The 16161-nt window shown below is 42.5% G+C and carries 17 protein-coding genes; 4 read left to right on the top strand and 13 right to left on the bottom strand.

The window, feature by feature from the left end; all coding sequences use genetic code 11:
* Window positions 1–21 precede the first annotated feature (21 nt).
* Genes BW980_RS15585 through BW980_RS15575 form a run of 3 tightly spaced genes read right to left on the bottom strand, consistent with a single transcriptional unit; the run spans window position 22 to window position 2325 of the window.
* Window positions 22–1065: a lysophospholipid acyltransferase family protein gene (locus BW980_RS15585; protein ID WP_076456090.1), complete on the bottom strand. Its 1044-nt coding sequence runs from the start codon at window positions 1063–1065 to the stop codon at window positions 22–24.
* Window positions 1062–1982 (bottom strand): bile acid:sodium symporter family protein, encoded by a 921-nt coding sequence (locus BW980_RS15580; RefSeq protein WP_076456089.1) that lies wholly within the window; start codon window positions 1980–1982, stop codon window positions 1062–1064. Before BW980_RS15580 ends, BW980_RS15585 begins: the two co-directional genes overlap by 4 nt.
* A 4-nt stretch (window positions 1983–1986) precedes the next feature.
* Complete coding sequence (locus BW980_RS15575; protein WP_076456088.1) at window positions 1987–2325, bottom strand: tRNA-binding protein; 339 nt, start codon at window positions 2323–2325, stop codon at window positions 1987–1989.
* Between the two features lie 114 nt (window positions 2326–2439).
* Between BW980_RS15575 and BW980_RS15570 the strand changes: the two genes are divergently transcribed.
* The gene (locus BW980_RS15570) at window positions 2440–2997 is read left to right on the top strand and encodes a thioredoxin family protein (RefSeq protein WP_076456087.1); all 558 of its coding nucleotides are present in this window, start codon (window positions 2440–2442) and stop codon (window positions 2995–2997) included.
* Between the two features lie 10 nt (window positions 2998–3007).
* Here BW980_RS15570 and BW980_RS15565 read toward each other — a convergent pair whose 3' ends face one another.
* Window positions 3008–3556: a YfiT family bacillithiol transferase gene (locus tag BW980_RS15565; RefSeq protein WP_076456086.1), complete on the bottom strand. Its 549-nt coding sequence runs from the start codon at window positions 3554–3556 to the stop codon at window positions 3008–3010.
* Between the two features lie 109 nt (window positions 3557–3665).
* Between BW980_RS15565 and BW980_RS15560 the strand changes: the two genes are divergently transcribed.
* Both BW980_RS15560 and BW980_RS15555 read left to right on the top strand, forming a co-directional pair.
* On the top strand, window positions 3666–4304 hold the full coding sequence (locus BW980_RS15560) for a peroxiredoxin (protein WP_076456085.1): 639 nt from the start codon (window positions 3666–3668) through the stop codon (window positions 4302–4304).
* Window positions 4305–4664: 360 nt separating this feature from the next.
* Window positions 4665–4859, top strand: coding sequence for a cold-shock protein (locus tag BW980_RS15555; protein ID WP_013994176.1), 195 nt, complete (start codon window positions 4665–4667; stop codon window positions 4857–4859).
* A 502-nt stretch (window positions 4860–5361) separates the two neighbouring features.
* Here BW980_RS15555 and BW980_RS15550 read toward each other — a convergent pair.
* From BW980_RS15550 to BW980_RS15540, 3 genes are all read right to left on the bottom strand, one after another.
* Complete coding sequence (locus tag BW980_RS15550; protein ID WP_076456084.1) at window positions 5362–6294, bottom strand: peptidylprolyl isomerase; 933 nt, start codon at window positions 6292–6294, stop codon at window positions 5362–5364.
* A 151-nt stretch (window positions 6295–6445) separates the two neighbouring features.
* Window positions 6446–7840 carry a M20/M25/M40 family metallo-hydrolase gene (locus BW980_RS15545; protein WP_076456083.1) on the bottom strand — a complete coding sequence of 465 codons (1395 nt, stop codon included), beginning with the start codon at window positions 7838–7840 and terminating at the stop codon, window positions 6446–6448.
* On the bottom strand, window positions 7837–8721 hold the full coding sequence (locus tag BW980_RS15540; RefSeq protein ID WP_076456297.1) for a PPK2 family polyphosphate kinase: 885 nt from the start codon (window positions 8719–8721) through the stop codon (window positions 7837–7839). Before BW980_RS15540 ends, BW980_RS15545 begins: the two co-directional genes overlap by 4 nt.
* Before the next feature lie 333 nt (window positions 8722–9054).
* Between BW980_RS15540 and BW980_RS15535 the strand changes: the two genes are divergently transcribed.
* Complete coding sequence (locus tag BW980_RS15535; protein WP_245800066.1) at window positions 9055–9624, top strand: hypothetical protein; 570 nt, start codon at window positions 9055–9057, stop codon at window positions 9622–9624.
* Between the two features lie 8 nt (window positions 9625–9632).
* Here BW980_RS15535 and BW980_RS15530 read toward each other — a convergent pair whose 3' ends face one another.
* The 6 genes from BW980_RS15530 to dnaJ form a co-directional block, all read right to left on the bottom strand.
* A complete protein-coding gene (locus tag BW980_RS15530; protein ID WP_076456081.1) occupies window positions 9633–10796 on the bottom strand; it encodes a sigma-54-dependent transcriptional regulator in 1164 nt (387 codons plus the stop codon).
* Window positions 10797–10808: 12 nt separating this feature from the next.
* Window positions 10809–11702: a DUF6268 family outer membrane beta-barrel protein gene (locus BW980_RS15525; protein ID WP_083690497.1), complete on the bottom strand. Its 894-nt coding sequence runs from the start codon at window positions 11700–11702 to the stop codon at window positions 10809–10811.
* Window positions 11703–11706: 4 nt separating this feature from the next.
* A complete protein-coding gene (locus tag BW980_RS15520; protein WP_076456080.1) occupies window positions 11707–12600 on the bottom strand; it encodes a mechanosensitive ion channel family protein in 894 nt (297 codons plus the stop codon).
* Between the two features lie 2 nt (window positions 12601–12602).
* A complete protein-coding gene (locus tag BW980_RS15515; protein WP_076456079.1) occupies window positions 12603–13931 on the bottom strand; it encodes an ABC transporter permease in 1329 nt (442 codons plus the stop codon).
* A complete protein-coding gene (locus BW980_RS15510) occupies window positions 13924–14862 on the bottom strand; it encodes an ABC transporter ATP-binding protein (protein ID WP_076456078.1) in 939 nt (312 codons plus the stop codon). Before BW980_RS15510 ends, BW980_RS15515 begins: the two co-directional genes overlap by 8 nt.
* 183 nt (window positions 14863–15045) lie before the next feature.
* Complete coding sequence (dnaJ, locus tag BW980_RS15505) at window positions 15046–16161, bottom strand: molecular chaperone DnaJ (protein ID WP_076456077.1); 1116 nt, start codon at window positions 16159–16161, stop codon at window positions 15046–15048.

Genomic DNA, 16161 nt, shown 5'->3' with positions numbered 1-16161 from the left:
GCCTATACCTAAGGGCCCGCTTCAATTACTTCTTACATAGGCCCAATTATATACGAACAAGGCCAAAATTACGGCCAAGGCTACAAGACTATCACAAAACAGGGCAATACACGTAAACAAAAGCGCATAATACACAGGATAGGCCAATAAGGAAAATCCAAATCGGAGCGTTCCCATAAACTCAGGTTCCCAAACCTTTGGCTTGGCCCATTTACGCCAGAGTAAGATAACCGGAAAGTTCAGCACTTCAAAAATAGCATCGGCAACGGCCCTTAAGGGGCCTTTTTTCCTTACTTGCCCCGATACCTTTACAGATGGATCCAATCCCTCTATCACCTTGTTCGTTTCAAAAGGATTTAAGAAATCGACGTCCATGCGGTTCAACTGCCCCGCTATATTTTCATAATTATTGAAGTCCTCAATATGTGTAGTCAGTTGTTTCAACCTATCGGAAACTTTTCCCTTCACCCTATTCACCGAAGCTTGCACATCCTTGGGGTCATACAAGGTATTGACCAAGATATTCTTATCGTAGTAAAGGGCTACCTTATCGGGAAAGCCAGAATTACTCCTATAGTTTAGCCCTACGGGCACAATATAGAGTTCCGTTTCGGGCAATCGTTCGACGGCATTGAACAAAATTCGCGTAAAGCCCTTGCTCAAGGGCCTTACCCGTCGTTTGATATTGTGGTTGGCTTCGGGAAACATTACAATGGCATGATTGTCTTTGAATATTTCCGCACATTGGTCGAAGACGGCCTGATTATTTTTAAGGGCTTCCCTCCCATCCCGTATACGGTAGATAGGGATCATTCTTAAATACGAAAAGAATTTTTTCAAGGTCGGTTTGGTAAAGACATCCGATCGTGTCAGGAAGAAAGGCTTACGATTACAATCGATAGCAATCAACAACACATCCAACAAGGCACCTTGGTGATTGGGCAAAAATAACACCGCTTTATCCTTGGGCACGTTCTCGAGCCCAGAAACCCTTATTTTCCCATAATACAAATACAATCCGGACTTGATCCAGACCTTTAGTAATCGATAGCCAATATTTTTCAAGTCAGTTTTTCTGTTTTAATTGGTTTATAACCCCAAAAAGCGGCCAGCAAAAGACCGGACACCAAATGCCAAATTCCCCAAAAGGCGGCCAATAGCGCCATTCCGCCAAGACCATCAAAAAAGGAAAAAATCAAAAGAAGTCCCAATCCCGAATTCTGAATACCCGTTTCTATAGTAATGGAACGCACATTTTTTTCCGATAGGCCCATAAGCTTGGCAAACGAAAAACCCGTTAAAAATGCCAACACATTATGCAATACCACGATCCAAAAAACGTACATTATATAGTCGTAAAATACCGCTCGGTTATTATACAAGGCCAAAAATACCAATAGTATAAAAAATATCAGCGATACCGTTTTAAGAACTTTCCCCATTTTTTTAGCCAAGGCCGGTTTTATATGGTTCAACCAAATACCCAAGACCAAGGGCAGGCCCAATAAAAGCGAGACCAACCCCACCATTTGCCATGGCGACAGGGCTACCTCCTTAAGAATATTTTGCGTAGGCCCATAGAGTCCGCCCCAAAATTGTAGGTTTAAAGGGGTCATTACCACGGCCAACAAAGTAGCTGCGGCCGTAAGACTGACCGAAAGGGCCGTATTACCTCCCGCTATATGTGATATAAAATTAGAAACATTACCCCCAGGACAGGCGGCGACCATGATCATCCCCAAGGCTAGACTTCCCACAGGTTCAATACATAGAATTAAAAGAAAAGTAACGAAGGGCAATAGCACAAATTGACTCAGGAGTCCCGTAAAAATAGCTTTGGGAGTTTGAAAAAGCGTCTTAAAATCTTGTACGGATATTTCTAGGGCAATGCCGAACATGACCAGTGAAAGCGAAACATTCAATACCCATTGTGCCTGGGCGTCAAAATTAAGTGATACGTTATCTAGAAGGGTTTCGGTCAATCAATTATGATATTTTGAGTCCGTTGGCTACAGTTGCCTCCGGTTGTAAGAGTACAACGTCTTTGCCGTTGACGGCACCCAAGATAAGACATTCACTCATAAAATTGGCAATTTGTTTCTTCGGAAAGTTGACTACGGCAACCACTTGGGTACCCAGTAGCTGCTCTTTTGTATATAGGGCAGTAATCTGCGCCGAGGTTTTTTTTATACCTATTTCCCCTCCAAAATCAATATGCACCTGATAGGCCGGATTGCGCGCTTCGGGAAAATCATTAACTTCTACAATCGTTCCCACCCGCATATCTATCTTTGCAAAGTCTTGCCAGTTTATCGTTTCGTCCATTATTTTCTATTTTTGTTCGTATCTATAAAAAATATGAAGGTAAAAATAGATTGTGGTTTGGCAAAGAGGCACAAAACAGTTTTTACCAATTTAAATCGATAACAACAGAACATAATGGCAAGAACACCAAGCAATATGCTTCCTCTCGGCACGACAGCACCAGATTTCGAGCTTCAAAATACGATTACGGGAGAAACCTCGGCCCTAAACGACCTTAAGGGAACCAGGGGAACGCTTATCGCCTTTATATGCAATCACTGTCCTTTTGTAAAACATATCAACCCCGAATTGGTCCGTCTCGCCAAAACTTACCAAGATAAGGGTATCGGCTTCATCGCTATCTCCAGCAATGATGTGAAAAACTATCCACAAGACGCCCCTCATCTTATGAAAGCGGTAGCCGAAGAAGAAGGTTACACCTTTCCCTATCTCTATGACGATACCCAGAAAGTGGCCAAGGACTATGATGCCGCATGCACACCCGATTTTTATTTGTTCAATGCCGACCTAAAATTGGTATATCGGGGACAATTGGACGATTCAAGACCTGAAAATGGTATTCCCGTAACCGGAAAAGACCTCCGAAATGCCATAGATGCGCTATTGGACAACCAAAAGATAAGCGAAGTACAAAAACCGAGTATCGGCTGTAATATCAAATGGAAAAAATAGCGCAAGTTCTTTAGCGGGCCCAGCCCTTTCTTTGCATTAGGTTGTATATATGCGAGAAGTGATGCCGCCCGTGCCATGCATACTGACCGATATTCTCATCTAAAGCGACCTCTACACGGCTATCCGGATGTATAAACCCTCGTTTTAACTGTTCTTCGCCCAGCCCCTTTAACAAGTAGACCAATCTGCCATGAACGGCGCTCAAATGGTCTAATGCCAATTGTACGGGGGCCGTTCTGCTGTCAAAAAGTTCGGCCCAGGCCTTCTCGTCGTAGGCCTTAATTATGGGGGTGTCTTCCGTCAAGGCCCATTTAAAGCGTATATAACTGTTGTGATGGCTATCGGCTATATGATGTATGGTCTGTCTTACCGTCCATCCTCCCGGTCGATAAGGGGTTTCCAATTGTTCTTCGGTCAAGCCCTCGACCAATAGAGTTAATTCATTGGGCAATTTCTCAAGAACCTCAATCCATTCCTGAATCTGTTCGTGGCCAATTTCCTTCGGACGTTGAAATTTTCCTATCGGATATTGAAGGGCCTCTAATTCATTATTTTTCATACTTTTAAAAATAGAAAACTTTAATAGATTTTTAACCATAAACCTAAGGTTCTGTTTTTATAATCTACTAATTTTATAGGATTATATTTCAAACCTAAAAACATTTCAAATGGCAACAATACGATTGGGCGACAAAGCCCCAAATTTTACGGCCGATAGTTCATTAGGCCAAATAAACCTTTACGATTATCTAGGCGATAGCTGGGGTATTCTTTTTTCACACCCTGCTGATTTCACCCCGGTCTGCACCACCGAATTAGGTACTGCGGCCCAGTTTAAAGATGAGTTTGCGAAACGCAATGTTAAAATGTTGGCCTTGAGTGTAGATGGGGCCGCATCCCACGTTGAATGGATCAAAGACATCGACGAGGTTGAAAACACTACTGTAGACTTCCCTATTATAGCCGATGAAGATCGAAAGGTATCGGACCTTTACGACATGATCCACCCGAATGCGGATAACACCCTAACCGTTCGTTCGGTTTTTATCATCGCTCCCGACAAAACGGTCAAGCTAATGATTACCTATCCAGCTTCAACAGGAAGAAACTTCCATGAGCTATTACGCGTTATCGACTCCTTACAACTTACCGCTAACCATAAGGTAGCTACTCCTGCCAACTGGAAGAACGGTGAAGACGTAGTTGTTAGCCCGGCCATTACTACCGAAGACGCAAAAACCATGTTCAGTAAAGGTGTAAAAGAAATTAAACCTTATTTACGAATGACTCCGGATCCGACGGCATAAAAAAATCGAAATATTGATAAGAGCCATAGAATTTTAACATCTATGGCTTTTTTATGCTTTAATTTAAACTAGGACACCCAAGGCCTTCGTCAATATTTCCTACATAAAATTTGTAGGAAAATAATTCGAAAGCCTATATAACACAGGAGGTATCAAGGGGTTCAGCTCTTGTAAACCAAGCGATAAAACATTTTATTTTACGCTCTTTTAAAAGGAAAAAAACGATGAAATAAGAACCAAAATCAGGCAACATTCTTACAACTAACCTTAGCTTAAACCAAAGATAACTTAGTAAAAATCATTTAATTAAATTTATTAACCTTATCTTCGCGGCATAATTTAATTTAATTTTTTTGTATTATGAGTAAAGGAACAGTAAAATTCTTCAATGATTCCAAAGGTTACGGATTTATCACTGAAGATGGTTCAAGCGAAGATCACTTTGTACACATTTCTGGTTTAATCGATGAAATTCGTGAAGGTGACGTTGTAGAATTTGAGCTACAACAAGGTAAAAAAGGACTGAACGCGGTAAATGTGAAAGTTGTAGACTAAGAAAGACGCATAAACTTTTTTTATACAGGCCCTGATACCATTGGTATCGGGGCTTTTTTTTTACCCTTTAGCCAACCTACAACAACTTCGTAATATTTTTCATACATTTGTTTAAGTTTTTTTGAAGCAACCCTTTTAGAGTATATGCATCTTCATAAAAAACAGTTATCCCCCAATAACCATAATAATTAAAGCGACTATGTTAACTTTTTTCGGTATACTCTTTATACTGTTGGTAGTAAATATCATTTTATTGTTCTTAAGTACCAATAGGGCGAAGAACTCACGATAAGCATCATGCTATCATTATTTTTTTAAAAAAGCTGACTTCATCTATATACCCTGCAAAACGCTGGTGGTATCGTAGCTGACCAAAATACCCTTACAAAACTTTAGTAGACTTATTTCTTTTGGGATTCCCCTTTGCGTATGCTCTATGAATCACAATAAAAAAGCCCCGACACAAGGTCGGGGCTTTCTTTTATAGTATATATTGGGGCTATTATTTAACCCCCATCAATTCAACATCGAACAACAAGGTTGCGTTCGGTGGAATTACCCCACCAGCACCGGCACTACCGTATGCTAGATCAGACGGTATCACCAACCTTGCCTTATCACCCACTTTCAATAGCGCTATGCCCTCATCCCACCCGGGAATAACCTGGCCTACACCCAACTGAAAATCGATGGGCTGATTGCGTTTATAAGAAGAGTCAAAAACTTGACCGCTCAACAAAGAGCCTTCGTAATGCACGGAAACCGTTTGTCCCTTTTGGGCTTGGGGCCCATCACCTTTTTGGATCAGTTTATATCTTAGTCCGCTTTCGGTTTCATCGAATCCGGCGGCAACCTTGTCCAGTTCCGCAGCTTGCTTAGCCTTTTCTTCCGCAAGACGCTGTTCTTTGGAAGTCTTAAAATTTTCGAATGCCGCAAGGGCGTCCCATTTTTCGGCATCGTCACCTACACGAACGATTTCAACACTATTTATCTTATCGCCTTGGGCAATGCTATCGACCACATCCTGACCGCTTTGAACGTGTCCGAAAACGGTATGCTTGTTATCCAACCATGGAGTAGGTACATGGGTAATAAAAAATTGGCTGCCATTGGTACCAGGTCCTGCATTGGCCATAGAAAGAACACCGGGTTCCGAATGGTTTAGGTCGGGATGAAATTCATCGTCGAACTTATATCCTGCGTCACCTGTACCGGTTCCTTGTGGACATCCGCCCTGGATCATAAAATCGGGTATGACCCTGTGAAAGTTTAGCCCATCGTAATAAGGCTCCCCTTTGGCCTTGGCCGTATTTTCTTGCTTACCTTCTGCCAAGGCAACAAAGTTACCGACCGTACCGGGCGTTTTATCATGGGTAAGTTTTACTAAAATCTCACCTTTGTCAGTATTGAATTTTGCGTAGATTCCGTCTTGCATTTCTCATTTTTTTAATGAGCGGCAAAGGTACATAATTTTGTCCGGAAATATCCGAACAAGTGCATTACCCCCACTTACCCAAGATTGCGGTAAAACTCCGCCCCTAAAAGAAAATGGACCGCCCCCTTCAGACCAACTATTTTCCCGATATTTATTTTGCGGAAGTGATCACACCGTACTTATCGAACAGATAGACCAAACTGGCCATAGATGCCGCGCCTAGCTCTAGCTCTCTTTTATTGACGTGCTCAAAGGTGTCATTTTCGGAATGATGGTGTTCAAAATACCTTTGGGAATCAGGTCTTAGACCGGCCAATACGATTCCGTCATCTTTCAACGGACGAATGTCGGCCCCACTAAAACCTTTTTCAAAAAGATGGATGTAATACGGCTCAAAAAGGCTCTTCCAGCTAAGGACCTGCTTCAGGTTTTCGTCGGAACAATCAAAAGAGAATCCACGCGGTGTAAACCCTCCTGCATCGCTTTCCAGGGCAAAAACATGCTTTTCATTTTTGCCTTTGGCAATTTCAGCATATTTATTACCTCCCCTTAATCCGTTTTCCTCGTTCATAAACAGAACGACCCGGATCGTTCTTTTAGGCTTGTAGCCCGTTGTTTTTAGCAAGCGAAGCACATCCATACTTTGCACACAACCCGCACCATCATCATGTGAACCATCCCCTAAATCCCACGAATCGAGATGCCCGCCAACGACAATAATCTCATTAGGAAATTCGGATCCCTTGATCTCACCTATAACGTTAAACGATTCTACATCATTGAACTGCTTACAATTTTGCTTAAAATAAAACTTGGTCTCGGAATTCAGCTTTAAGGTAGTACTTAACAATTCCGCCCCTTTGGTACTTATAGCGGCTGCCGGTATGCGCTTTGAAACGGGAGTATCCCCATATCCCATCGAACCCGTATGCGGAAAATTATCGATCCTCAAGTTCATCGACCTTACGATTACCCCCACGGCACCATATTTGGCCGCCTCTTCGGCCCCAGAATACCTTTGGTCGACACAGCCTGAATAAGCGGCAAAGGTGCTGATCAAGGTCGGGTCCATAGGCCTATTAAAAAATACGATCTTGCCTTCAACTTTTTCCTTTCCCAATGACTCAAGCTCTTCAATACTTTGAACTTCTACCACACCAGCCTTTAAACCTCCCAAGGGAGTTGCTACAGAGCCCCCTAAGGCGCATATATCGACATTGGTAGAAAGCCCCGGACTCGTTTCAAAATAGGCGAATTCTGGCGTGCCCCTCACCCATTTGGGAACCTTTACCGGTTGAAGCCAAACCCGATCAAGACCCAAAGAATCTAATTGTGACTTGGTGTACTCGACCGCTTGCTGAGCCTGAACGCTGCCCGACAGCCTGCCCCCTATCTGATTGGAAAGATAATTGAGCCAATCATAAGCTTTACCTTGGGTTAGGGCCTGATCGTATATCTTTTTTATCTGCTCGGCGTCTTTGTCTTGGGCTAGAACAGAATTCCCAAAAGTGATGCACAATAATAGGAGTAGACTTATTTGTTTCATTCCTTTTCGTTTTCCAATTCGTTTTTATAAAGGGCCAAGTTAGCCTTTATTTTATCGTCAAGGTCGGGTTCTTTAATGTCTTTGTATTTCTTGAGTTCCTCTAAAAGCACGGAGGCCACGACCACCCGGGCAGCTTTTTTATTATCCGCAGGAACTATATACCATGGGGCATGGGGTCTTGAGGTCTCGTTAATGGCGTCTTCGTAACAATGCTGATATTTCTCCCAAAGTTTACGCTCCTCAAGATCGCTAGGCGAAAATTTCCAGTTCTTACGTTGTAGGGCCAATCTTCTTAAAAGCCTTAATCGCTGTTCCTCTTTCGACAGATGAAGAAAGAACTTAAAGATGATGGTACCGTTTTCGGCAATGTGGCGTTCAAAGTTATTGATTTGCTCGAAGCGCTTATCCCAAAATTCTTGGTCAATATCGTCCACGGAATGAATACCGGGTATGTGTTCGCCTAAAATATATTCAGGATGAACCCTGGTCACCAAAACGTTTTCGTAGTGGGTTCTATTGAACACCCCGAACTTCCCCTTGGCCGGCAGTGCTATATAGTGGCGCCAAAGATAATCATGCCCCCGTTCCAGGGCCGTAGGCACTTTAAAACTGTGAACAACTACGCCCCGGGCGTTGAAATCTTTGAATACCTCACGAATAAGACTGTCCTTCCCCGCCGTATCCATGCCCTGCAAACAGATCAAGACACTGTATTTTCCATGAGCGTAAAGGGTATCTTGAAACTCCCCGAGCTCCACCCGAATCTTTTTTAAGTCCTTTTTAAGCTCCTTTTCGCTCCTTCCAAAATCAACATGGGTGGGGCATTTTGAAAGCTCTATTTCTTTATCTACCCTAAACTGGGTCATTTTTGGTCCGTACATAGGTTGAATATAAATATATTTTGTCGTTGAACGGTAGTGAATTGTTAAAAAAAATGACCGTTCAACAAAAGAAGTGTCCGCTTCATCCAAAATATCCAAGGAGCCCTACCATGTATCGAAAAATTTCGTCTGTAAGCCCTTGGCGGGCTTAACTTTACATTGTATTAACCCCAAATTTTTACAGCCGAAAATTCCTACTATATGAGGTTATTTTACCGAATACATTTTATCTTCACATTTTTGTTTTTCTCCTCGTTCGCAATGGGTCAAGCCTGCGAATACGCGAATTCAAACATCGGCTATGTCAAAAACCAGACGAACAAAGCACTTTCGATGCACGATTTGAAAATGACAAAATTTTACACCTATAAAGCCCTGACCGCACTTGAAAAATCAAAGAAACAAATTAAGGACTGTGGTTGCGAGTACGCTACCGACAGTATGATAGAAAATATAGAGTACTTGAAAAATGCGACCCGAGCAACATCGATCAGCGGTGCGCGCATACTACTCAACAAAGCCCTCGATTACACGCATGAAAGTCTGGAAGCCATTGCCAACCATGGTGAGCACGGGAGTATTTATGGATCGAACAGCCTTGCCATGAACGTTACCAAGACCGAAAAGAAAGCATCTTATAACGAAAGTCTTGTCGATCAACAAAAAATACGGACCAAGATTGACGAGGCCCTACTAAAGTATAAACACTCCCTAGAAAAGGTAATCAATACGGTAGATTGCGCCGAGGCCCGACTCTTTGCGCAACGGATTTACGAAAATTGTGAGCAAGAGCTTTTAAAGCCCAAACTGTCGGAAGGCAAAAAGTACTACAACCTAAAAACCAAGGAGATTACGGCCAAGGCCTTACAAAGCCTTGGAGAGTGTAATCAGTTATCCAAGTAGAAATCTTATTACTTACTGGCAAAAAGTTTGACATCTTCTTCAGTAACCTCACTTCCACCCAAGATTATCAATCGTTCCACAACGTTTCTGAGCTCCCTGATATTACCTGTCCAGTCATAACTCTTTAAAAGCTTGATCGCTTTTGCAGAGAAAGCCTTAGGGGCTATACCTTGTTCATTGACTATTTTTTTCGCGAAATGCTCTATAAGCAAAGGGATATCGTCTCGCCTATCGTTCAAGGAAGGGACTTTTATAAGAATAACGGCCAATCGATGATAGAGATCTTCACGAAAGTTCCCCTCTTCGATTTCCTTTTTTAGGTCTTTGTTGGTCGCCGCCAAGACACGTACATTTACCTTAATATCCTTATCACTACCAACGCGGGATATTTTGCTCTCTTGCAATGCCCTTAGGACCTTGGCTTGTGCCGATAGGCTCATATCACCGATTTCATCTAAAAATATCGTTCCCTTATTCGCCGCTTCAAATTTTCCCGCACGATCTTTCACCGCCGAGGTAAATGCCCCTTTTACATGTCCGAAAAGCTCGCTCTCTATAAGTTCAGAGGGAATGGCCGCACAATTGACCTCTATAAACGGAGCGCCGCTACGTTGGCTCTTTTCATGGAGCCAATGGGCCACCAGTTCTTTTCCCGTACCGTTTGCCCCCGTAATAAGAACACGGGCATCGGTAGGCGCCACTTTTTCGATCATATCCTTAATGATGGTGATTTCTTCGCTCTTACCGATCATTTCATAATTCTTACTGACCTTCTTTTTCAAGATCTTATTCTCGACCACCAATTCCTTACGGTCCAGTGCATTGCGCACCGTGGTCAAAAGTCGATTTAAATCGGGCGGTTTAGAAATGTAGTCAAAAGCCCCTATACGCATCGTATTGACGGCCGTATCGAGGTCTCCATGTCCCGAAATCATGATAAAAGGGGTCTCCGGCTTAATTTTTCGGGCCGCTTCGAGTACCTCAACACCATCCATCTTGGGCATCTTAATATCACAGAGCACTAGGTCATAATCATTGTTCTTTACCGCTTCCAAACCTTTAAGGCCATCTTCGGCCTCTTCCAATTGATAGGTGTCGCTTTCTTCCGAAAGGATCTTTACCAACACCCGTCTGATTGCGGATTCATCTTCGATCACCAATATTCTAGGCATAATATCTTGAATTTAGAGTCCTATTCTAAACCCCGTTCTAAAGTATAGACTGGGATTATCGTTTAATGTAAATATATCATTTCTATCGGCATCTCTCAACACCCCGTCTTGAAACACCGTATGGCCGGCATAGGCATAGATAAAGGTATTCGCGGCGAGCCTAAACTGATAACCCACGGTTACCAATGCGGCAGAAGACGAAACCGACGAAGCACTAACGGTATTCGGGAGTACTATATTATTCTGAAGATTTACATAGTATCCGTCAAAAATAAATTCGGTTTGAAACTGATGCCTTTCCTTGAGGTGGAATTTCATTCCGGTCTTGGGTATCCCCACTACAAAGCTCCAACTTTTACTAAAGCGTCTTTCATAGTAAAAAATAGGCAGGGGTATACGAAGTGCCACCGTAGAATTATAGGCCACGCCCAACACCAAGATCATAGGCTTGTCTATGTTTTTCTTTTCCTTAAAAAAGCCGACCGTGGCATTCACCGAAAAATCACCATTTTCCAAAGGATTGGTCAATGTGGATGCCAAACGTGGGGTAACCACACCGATAAAACGCCAATTAGGATTGAATTTCCAAACGTAGGCCATGTTAAAATCCAAAACATGAAACTGCTTCAACCCGGCACTACTGAAGGGAAGCTCCCTTTCCAAATTATAGGCCAAGCGGTTATATTCGGCTCCTAAAATCACATTGTTCGAATCGCGCACCTTAATGGGAACGTTAACCAGCAGCTTCATTCGCGACAACTCGGCATCGGAATCATTTCTTGGCATCAACATATATTCGGCCCTGATCACATCAGGTGTTTGGGCCAAGCCTACAAAAGACCACAAAAAGAAAAAAACGGTACGGGTAAGGTATCTAATACTTTTCTCCGGTTGAACTGATATCACTATTCTAAAACGGCTTTTGTTGGATTATATGTATATCTCTCTGTGGAAAAGGTATGGAAACAGCGTTCTTTCTAAACTCTGCGTCTATCTTGTAGCGTATTTCACTTTTTATCCGAGGATCACTAAAACTATCGGTAATATAGAAGTTCAAAGAAAACATCAAGGCCGAATCGCCAAAGTCCTCAAAAATGACAAAGGGTTTCGGACTGTTCAGAACACCATTTTGATCTTCCGCTATATTTTTCAATATTTTTGTCACCAATTGTATATCACTTCCATAAGCCACCCCTATACGAACCTGTTCACGGGTCGTTTTGTGGTTCTGGGTGTAATTGTAAATGATATCGCTTATAAACTTATGATTGGGTATAATGATTACCTTATCATCTCGGGTAATGGCCCTTGTGGTACGTAGCTTTATCTCAAAAACCTTTCCCACTTTACCATCGACCTCAATAATATCGCCCACGTGCAACGACTTGTCGATAATGATAAAAATGCCCCCTATGATATCTTGAAAAAGTTCTTGAAGGGCCAGACCAAGTCCGACGAACAATGCCGCAGATGCCGTTAGCAAGAGGGTAATATCAATACCTGCGGAGCTCATCGTCAGTAGTATGACGACCAAGTAAACGACGTACCTGATAAACTTGAAGACGCTAACGAACTTCAACTTATCTTCCTCCTCCATTCGCCTGGTTATAAGCTTACGCAGCCATTTCAAGATAAAACCTGTAGCAAGAAAAGCAAAGGTGAGCAAAAGTAATAGACCAATGGTAATATTAATGGTGTTTTCACCCTCGCCAAACCTAATACCCAGGTTAAGAAATTCTTTAATGGCCCCCCAGATATCTTCTTCTATAATCTCTTCTACTTTACTTTGTGTGTCTTGTATCATGTTCAATACCTTAACCACTTGAACAGTTCCTTATAGGTCGGTTTTTTACCATACATAAGGATACCAACGCGATAAATTTTGGCCGCCAGCCAAACGATACCTATAAAAGTAGCAATTAATAGGATAATACTCGTCACCAGTTCCCAAATAGGAACCCCTCCTTCCCCTATTCCTCCAGGTAAGCGCATCAGCATAACTATAGGTGAAGTTAAGGGAAAAAGGGAAAACCCCACGGCGATGGGGCCATGTGGATTACTGAATACCGAAAAGAAACCTACGTAAATAGCCAACATCAAAGGCATGATTATCGGAAAGATAAATTGTTGGGTATCGGTCTCGTTGTCGACCGCCGCACCAATGGCGGCATAAATAGAACTGTAAATCAGATAGCCTAAGATAAAATAGATCAAAAAGAAGGTAATCAACATAACCCAAGGTATCTTAAAAAGTTCTTGGGCATACAATTGCATGGTATGGTCTACCGATGGCATAGCCGGCCCCATATTGGGTGCTACCGATACCCCGGTATTCAAGGCCGACGGGTCAATATCGAATACGGCAAACGATATCAACAACAGTATTCCGGCAGAAACAATCCAAATAGCGAATTGTGTAATACCGGCCAATGAAGTACCTATAATCTTGCCCAACATCAACTGAAACGGCTTCACTGAAGAAATGATCACTTCTATAATACGGCTCGTCTTCTCTTCTATGACGCTACGCATCACAAAGCCGCCGTATATAATAATGAACATCATAATCAGATAACCAAAACCACCTCCGATAAAGGCCTTGAGTTCGGTAATGCCCTTTAGATTGGTTTCTCCGCTGAAGGTGGCCGTATTGAGATCAAAGTTGGCATCCATGGCCGCATAATCTGCCGCTGTAATGCCCAACTCTTGCAAATACCCTTGGCGAAGGCGTTCTTGAAAAGTGTTCTCCAGGCGTTGTACCACTTGGGTAGGCGGTGCGTCGGCGGTGTAAAAAAACGCGCCCTCGGTTACTGCCTTTAGACTTGTATCCTTAGGTATGTACAAGAGCCCATCAAAACCGAGTCCAGCTACGGAGTCTTTTGCCGCCTCTAGGGAAATATCCCTAAAATCAACAAAAGAAACGGCTTCCGATCCTACAAAATCGTTTGAAAAAAAATCGCTTTCGTTAAGGATGGCTATAATCCGTGATTCGTTATCGTTCACTTTGGTCAAATACGCGATAAGAATCACCATGGCGACCATAAGTATCGGACTCAAAAATGTCATTATTACAAAGGACTTATTTCGCACCTTGGCCAAATATTCCCTTTTTATAATAAGCGATAGTTTATTCATGCTCCCCTCCCTTGCTTTGTACCGTTTGTATAAAAATTTCACTTGTAGACGGAATGGTCTCTACAAAATGGTTGATGTTGGCCTTGGTCGACAAATAGGTCAATAATTCACGTGAATCATTGGTAGGCAATTGAAGCGTAAGGTCCAATTGATTTTCCTCAAGGTCGATTTGCGAGGCGTTGATGGTAAATTTGTCGCCCAGTTCTTGCAAAAGCACTTCGGCATCCCCGGTTTGCAATCCTACCTTAAAGATATTGTTCTTATAAGCCTTTTTAATATCGGACAACTTACCGTCCAATATTTTTTCAGAGCGGTGAATCAGCGCAATGTACTCACAAAGTTCCTCTACCGATTCCATCCTATGCGTAGAAAATATAATGGAGGTACCATTCTCTTTGAGCTTTAATATTTCATCTTTGATAATATTCGCGTTGATGGGGTCAAAACCGCTAAAGGGCTCATCAAAGATCAAGAGTTTTGGTTCGTGCAATACCGTAACGATAAACTGTATCTTTTGGGCCATGCCCTTAGAAAGTTCTTGAATTTTCTTGTTCCACCAATCCCCTATTTCCAAACGCTCGAACCAAAATTTCAACCGTTTTTTGGCTTCGGCCTTTGACAATCCTTTTAATTGGGCCAGATATAAGGCCTGTTCACCCACCTTCATACTCTTATACAGCCCTCTTTCTTCCGGCAAATAGCCAATTTGGGCAATATGCTCGGCCCTCAAAGCTTGTCCGTCGAAGAACACCTCGCCTTGATCAGGGTATGTAATTTGATTGATAATACGTATAAGGGTGGTCTTTCCGGCGCCGTTCGGCCCTAAAAGTCCATAAATACTATTTTTAGGAATCTCTAGAGAAACTTTGTCTAGAGCCGTATGTTCCCCAAATTGTTTGGTGACCTCTTTAGTGACCAAAATATTGTTCATGCACGCAATTTTGTCAAAGATAGTTTTTTGTCTTTACACGACATTAGCATTGCTCTTAAAAACAAAACCCACCCTTATAGAAATAAGGATGGGAAAAAAATTGCTATGAAAAAGAAAATTAATATTGGTAATCCAATATTAAACCAAATATACGTTTTTTATTTAAAACTCAATAAAATTGAATTAAGAGAACATATCTTTTACTTTTTCAAAGAAAGACTTATCAGATTTCTCAGGTTTTGGTACAAAATTTTCATTGTTCTGCATTCGCTCAAAGAAGTCTCTTTGTTCTTTGTTGAGTTCTTTTGGCGTCCAGACATTTACATGCACCAATAGGTCACCGTTACCATAGCCGTTAATACTTGATATACCCTTACCCCTTAATCGTAATATCTTACCCGATTGGATTCCTGGTTCAAGTTTAATACGCACCTTCCCACCAACGGCATCTATTTCTTTGGAAGTACCTAAAACGGCCTCGGAAAAACTGATGTACAGGTCATAATGCAAATTATCCCCTTCACGTTTTAAAGTAGCGTGATCGATGGTCTCTATCGCTACCAACAAATCTCCGGGAATACCATTACCGGGGGCGTCATTACCCTTGCCCGGTACTTTCAACTGCATCCCCTCTTCAACCCCTGCTGGAATATTGATAGCTACGGTCTCTTCGGAAACTTTCAAGCCTTGCGCATCGGCGTCGCTCGGTTTTCTATCCAATATCTGACCACTACCCCCACACGTGCTACAGGTAGCTGCGGTCTGCATACGTCCTAAGATGGTATTGGTTATTTTGGTAACCTGTCCCCTACCGTTACACGTACCACATGTTTTATAGGTAACGCCACTGGCCTGAATTTTTCGTCTGACCTTTACTTTCTTCTCAACACCATTGGCCACTTCATCGAGGGTAAGCTTAACACGAATACGCAGATTGCTCCCCTTGACCCTGCGCTGGCCACCGCCACCGCCGCCAAAGCCACCGAAACCTCCTCCGAAAGCACTACCGAAAATATCACCGAACTGGCTGAAGATATCATCCATGTTCATGCTTCCGCCGCCGAAGCCTCCAGAACCATCGAAAGCCGCATGGCCAAACTGGTCGTAACGTGCTTTTTTGTCAGGATTGCTCAGCACCTCGTAGGCCTCAGCAGATTTCTTGAACATTTCCTCCGCCTTAGAATCACCCGGGTTTTTATCAGGGTGAAACTCCAAAGCCTTTTTTCTATATGCTTTTTTTATCTCCGCTGCACTGGCATTTTTACTGATGCCAAGTATTTCGTAATAATCTTCCTTCAT

This window comes from Zobellia uliginosa (genome assembly GCF_900156625.1).
In the GTDB taxonomy this organism is placed as follows: domain Bacteria; phylum Bacteroidota; class Bacteroidia; order Flavobacteriales; family Flavobacteriaceae; genus Zobellia; species Zobellia uliginosa.
This window is presented reverse-complemented; position numbering and strand designations above follow the sequence as displayed.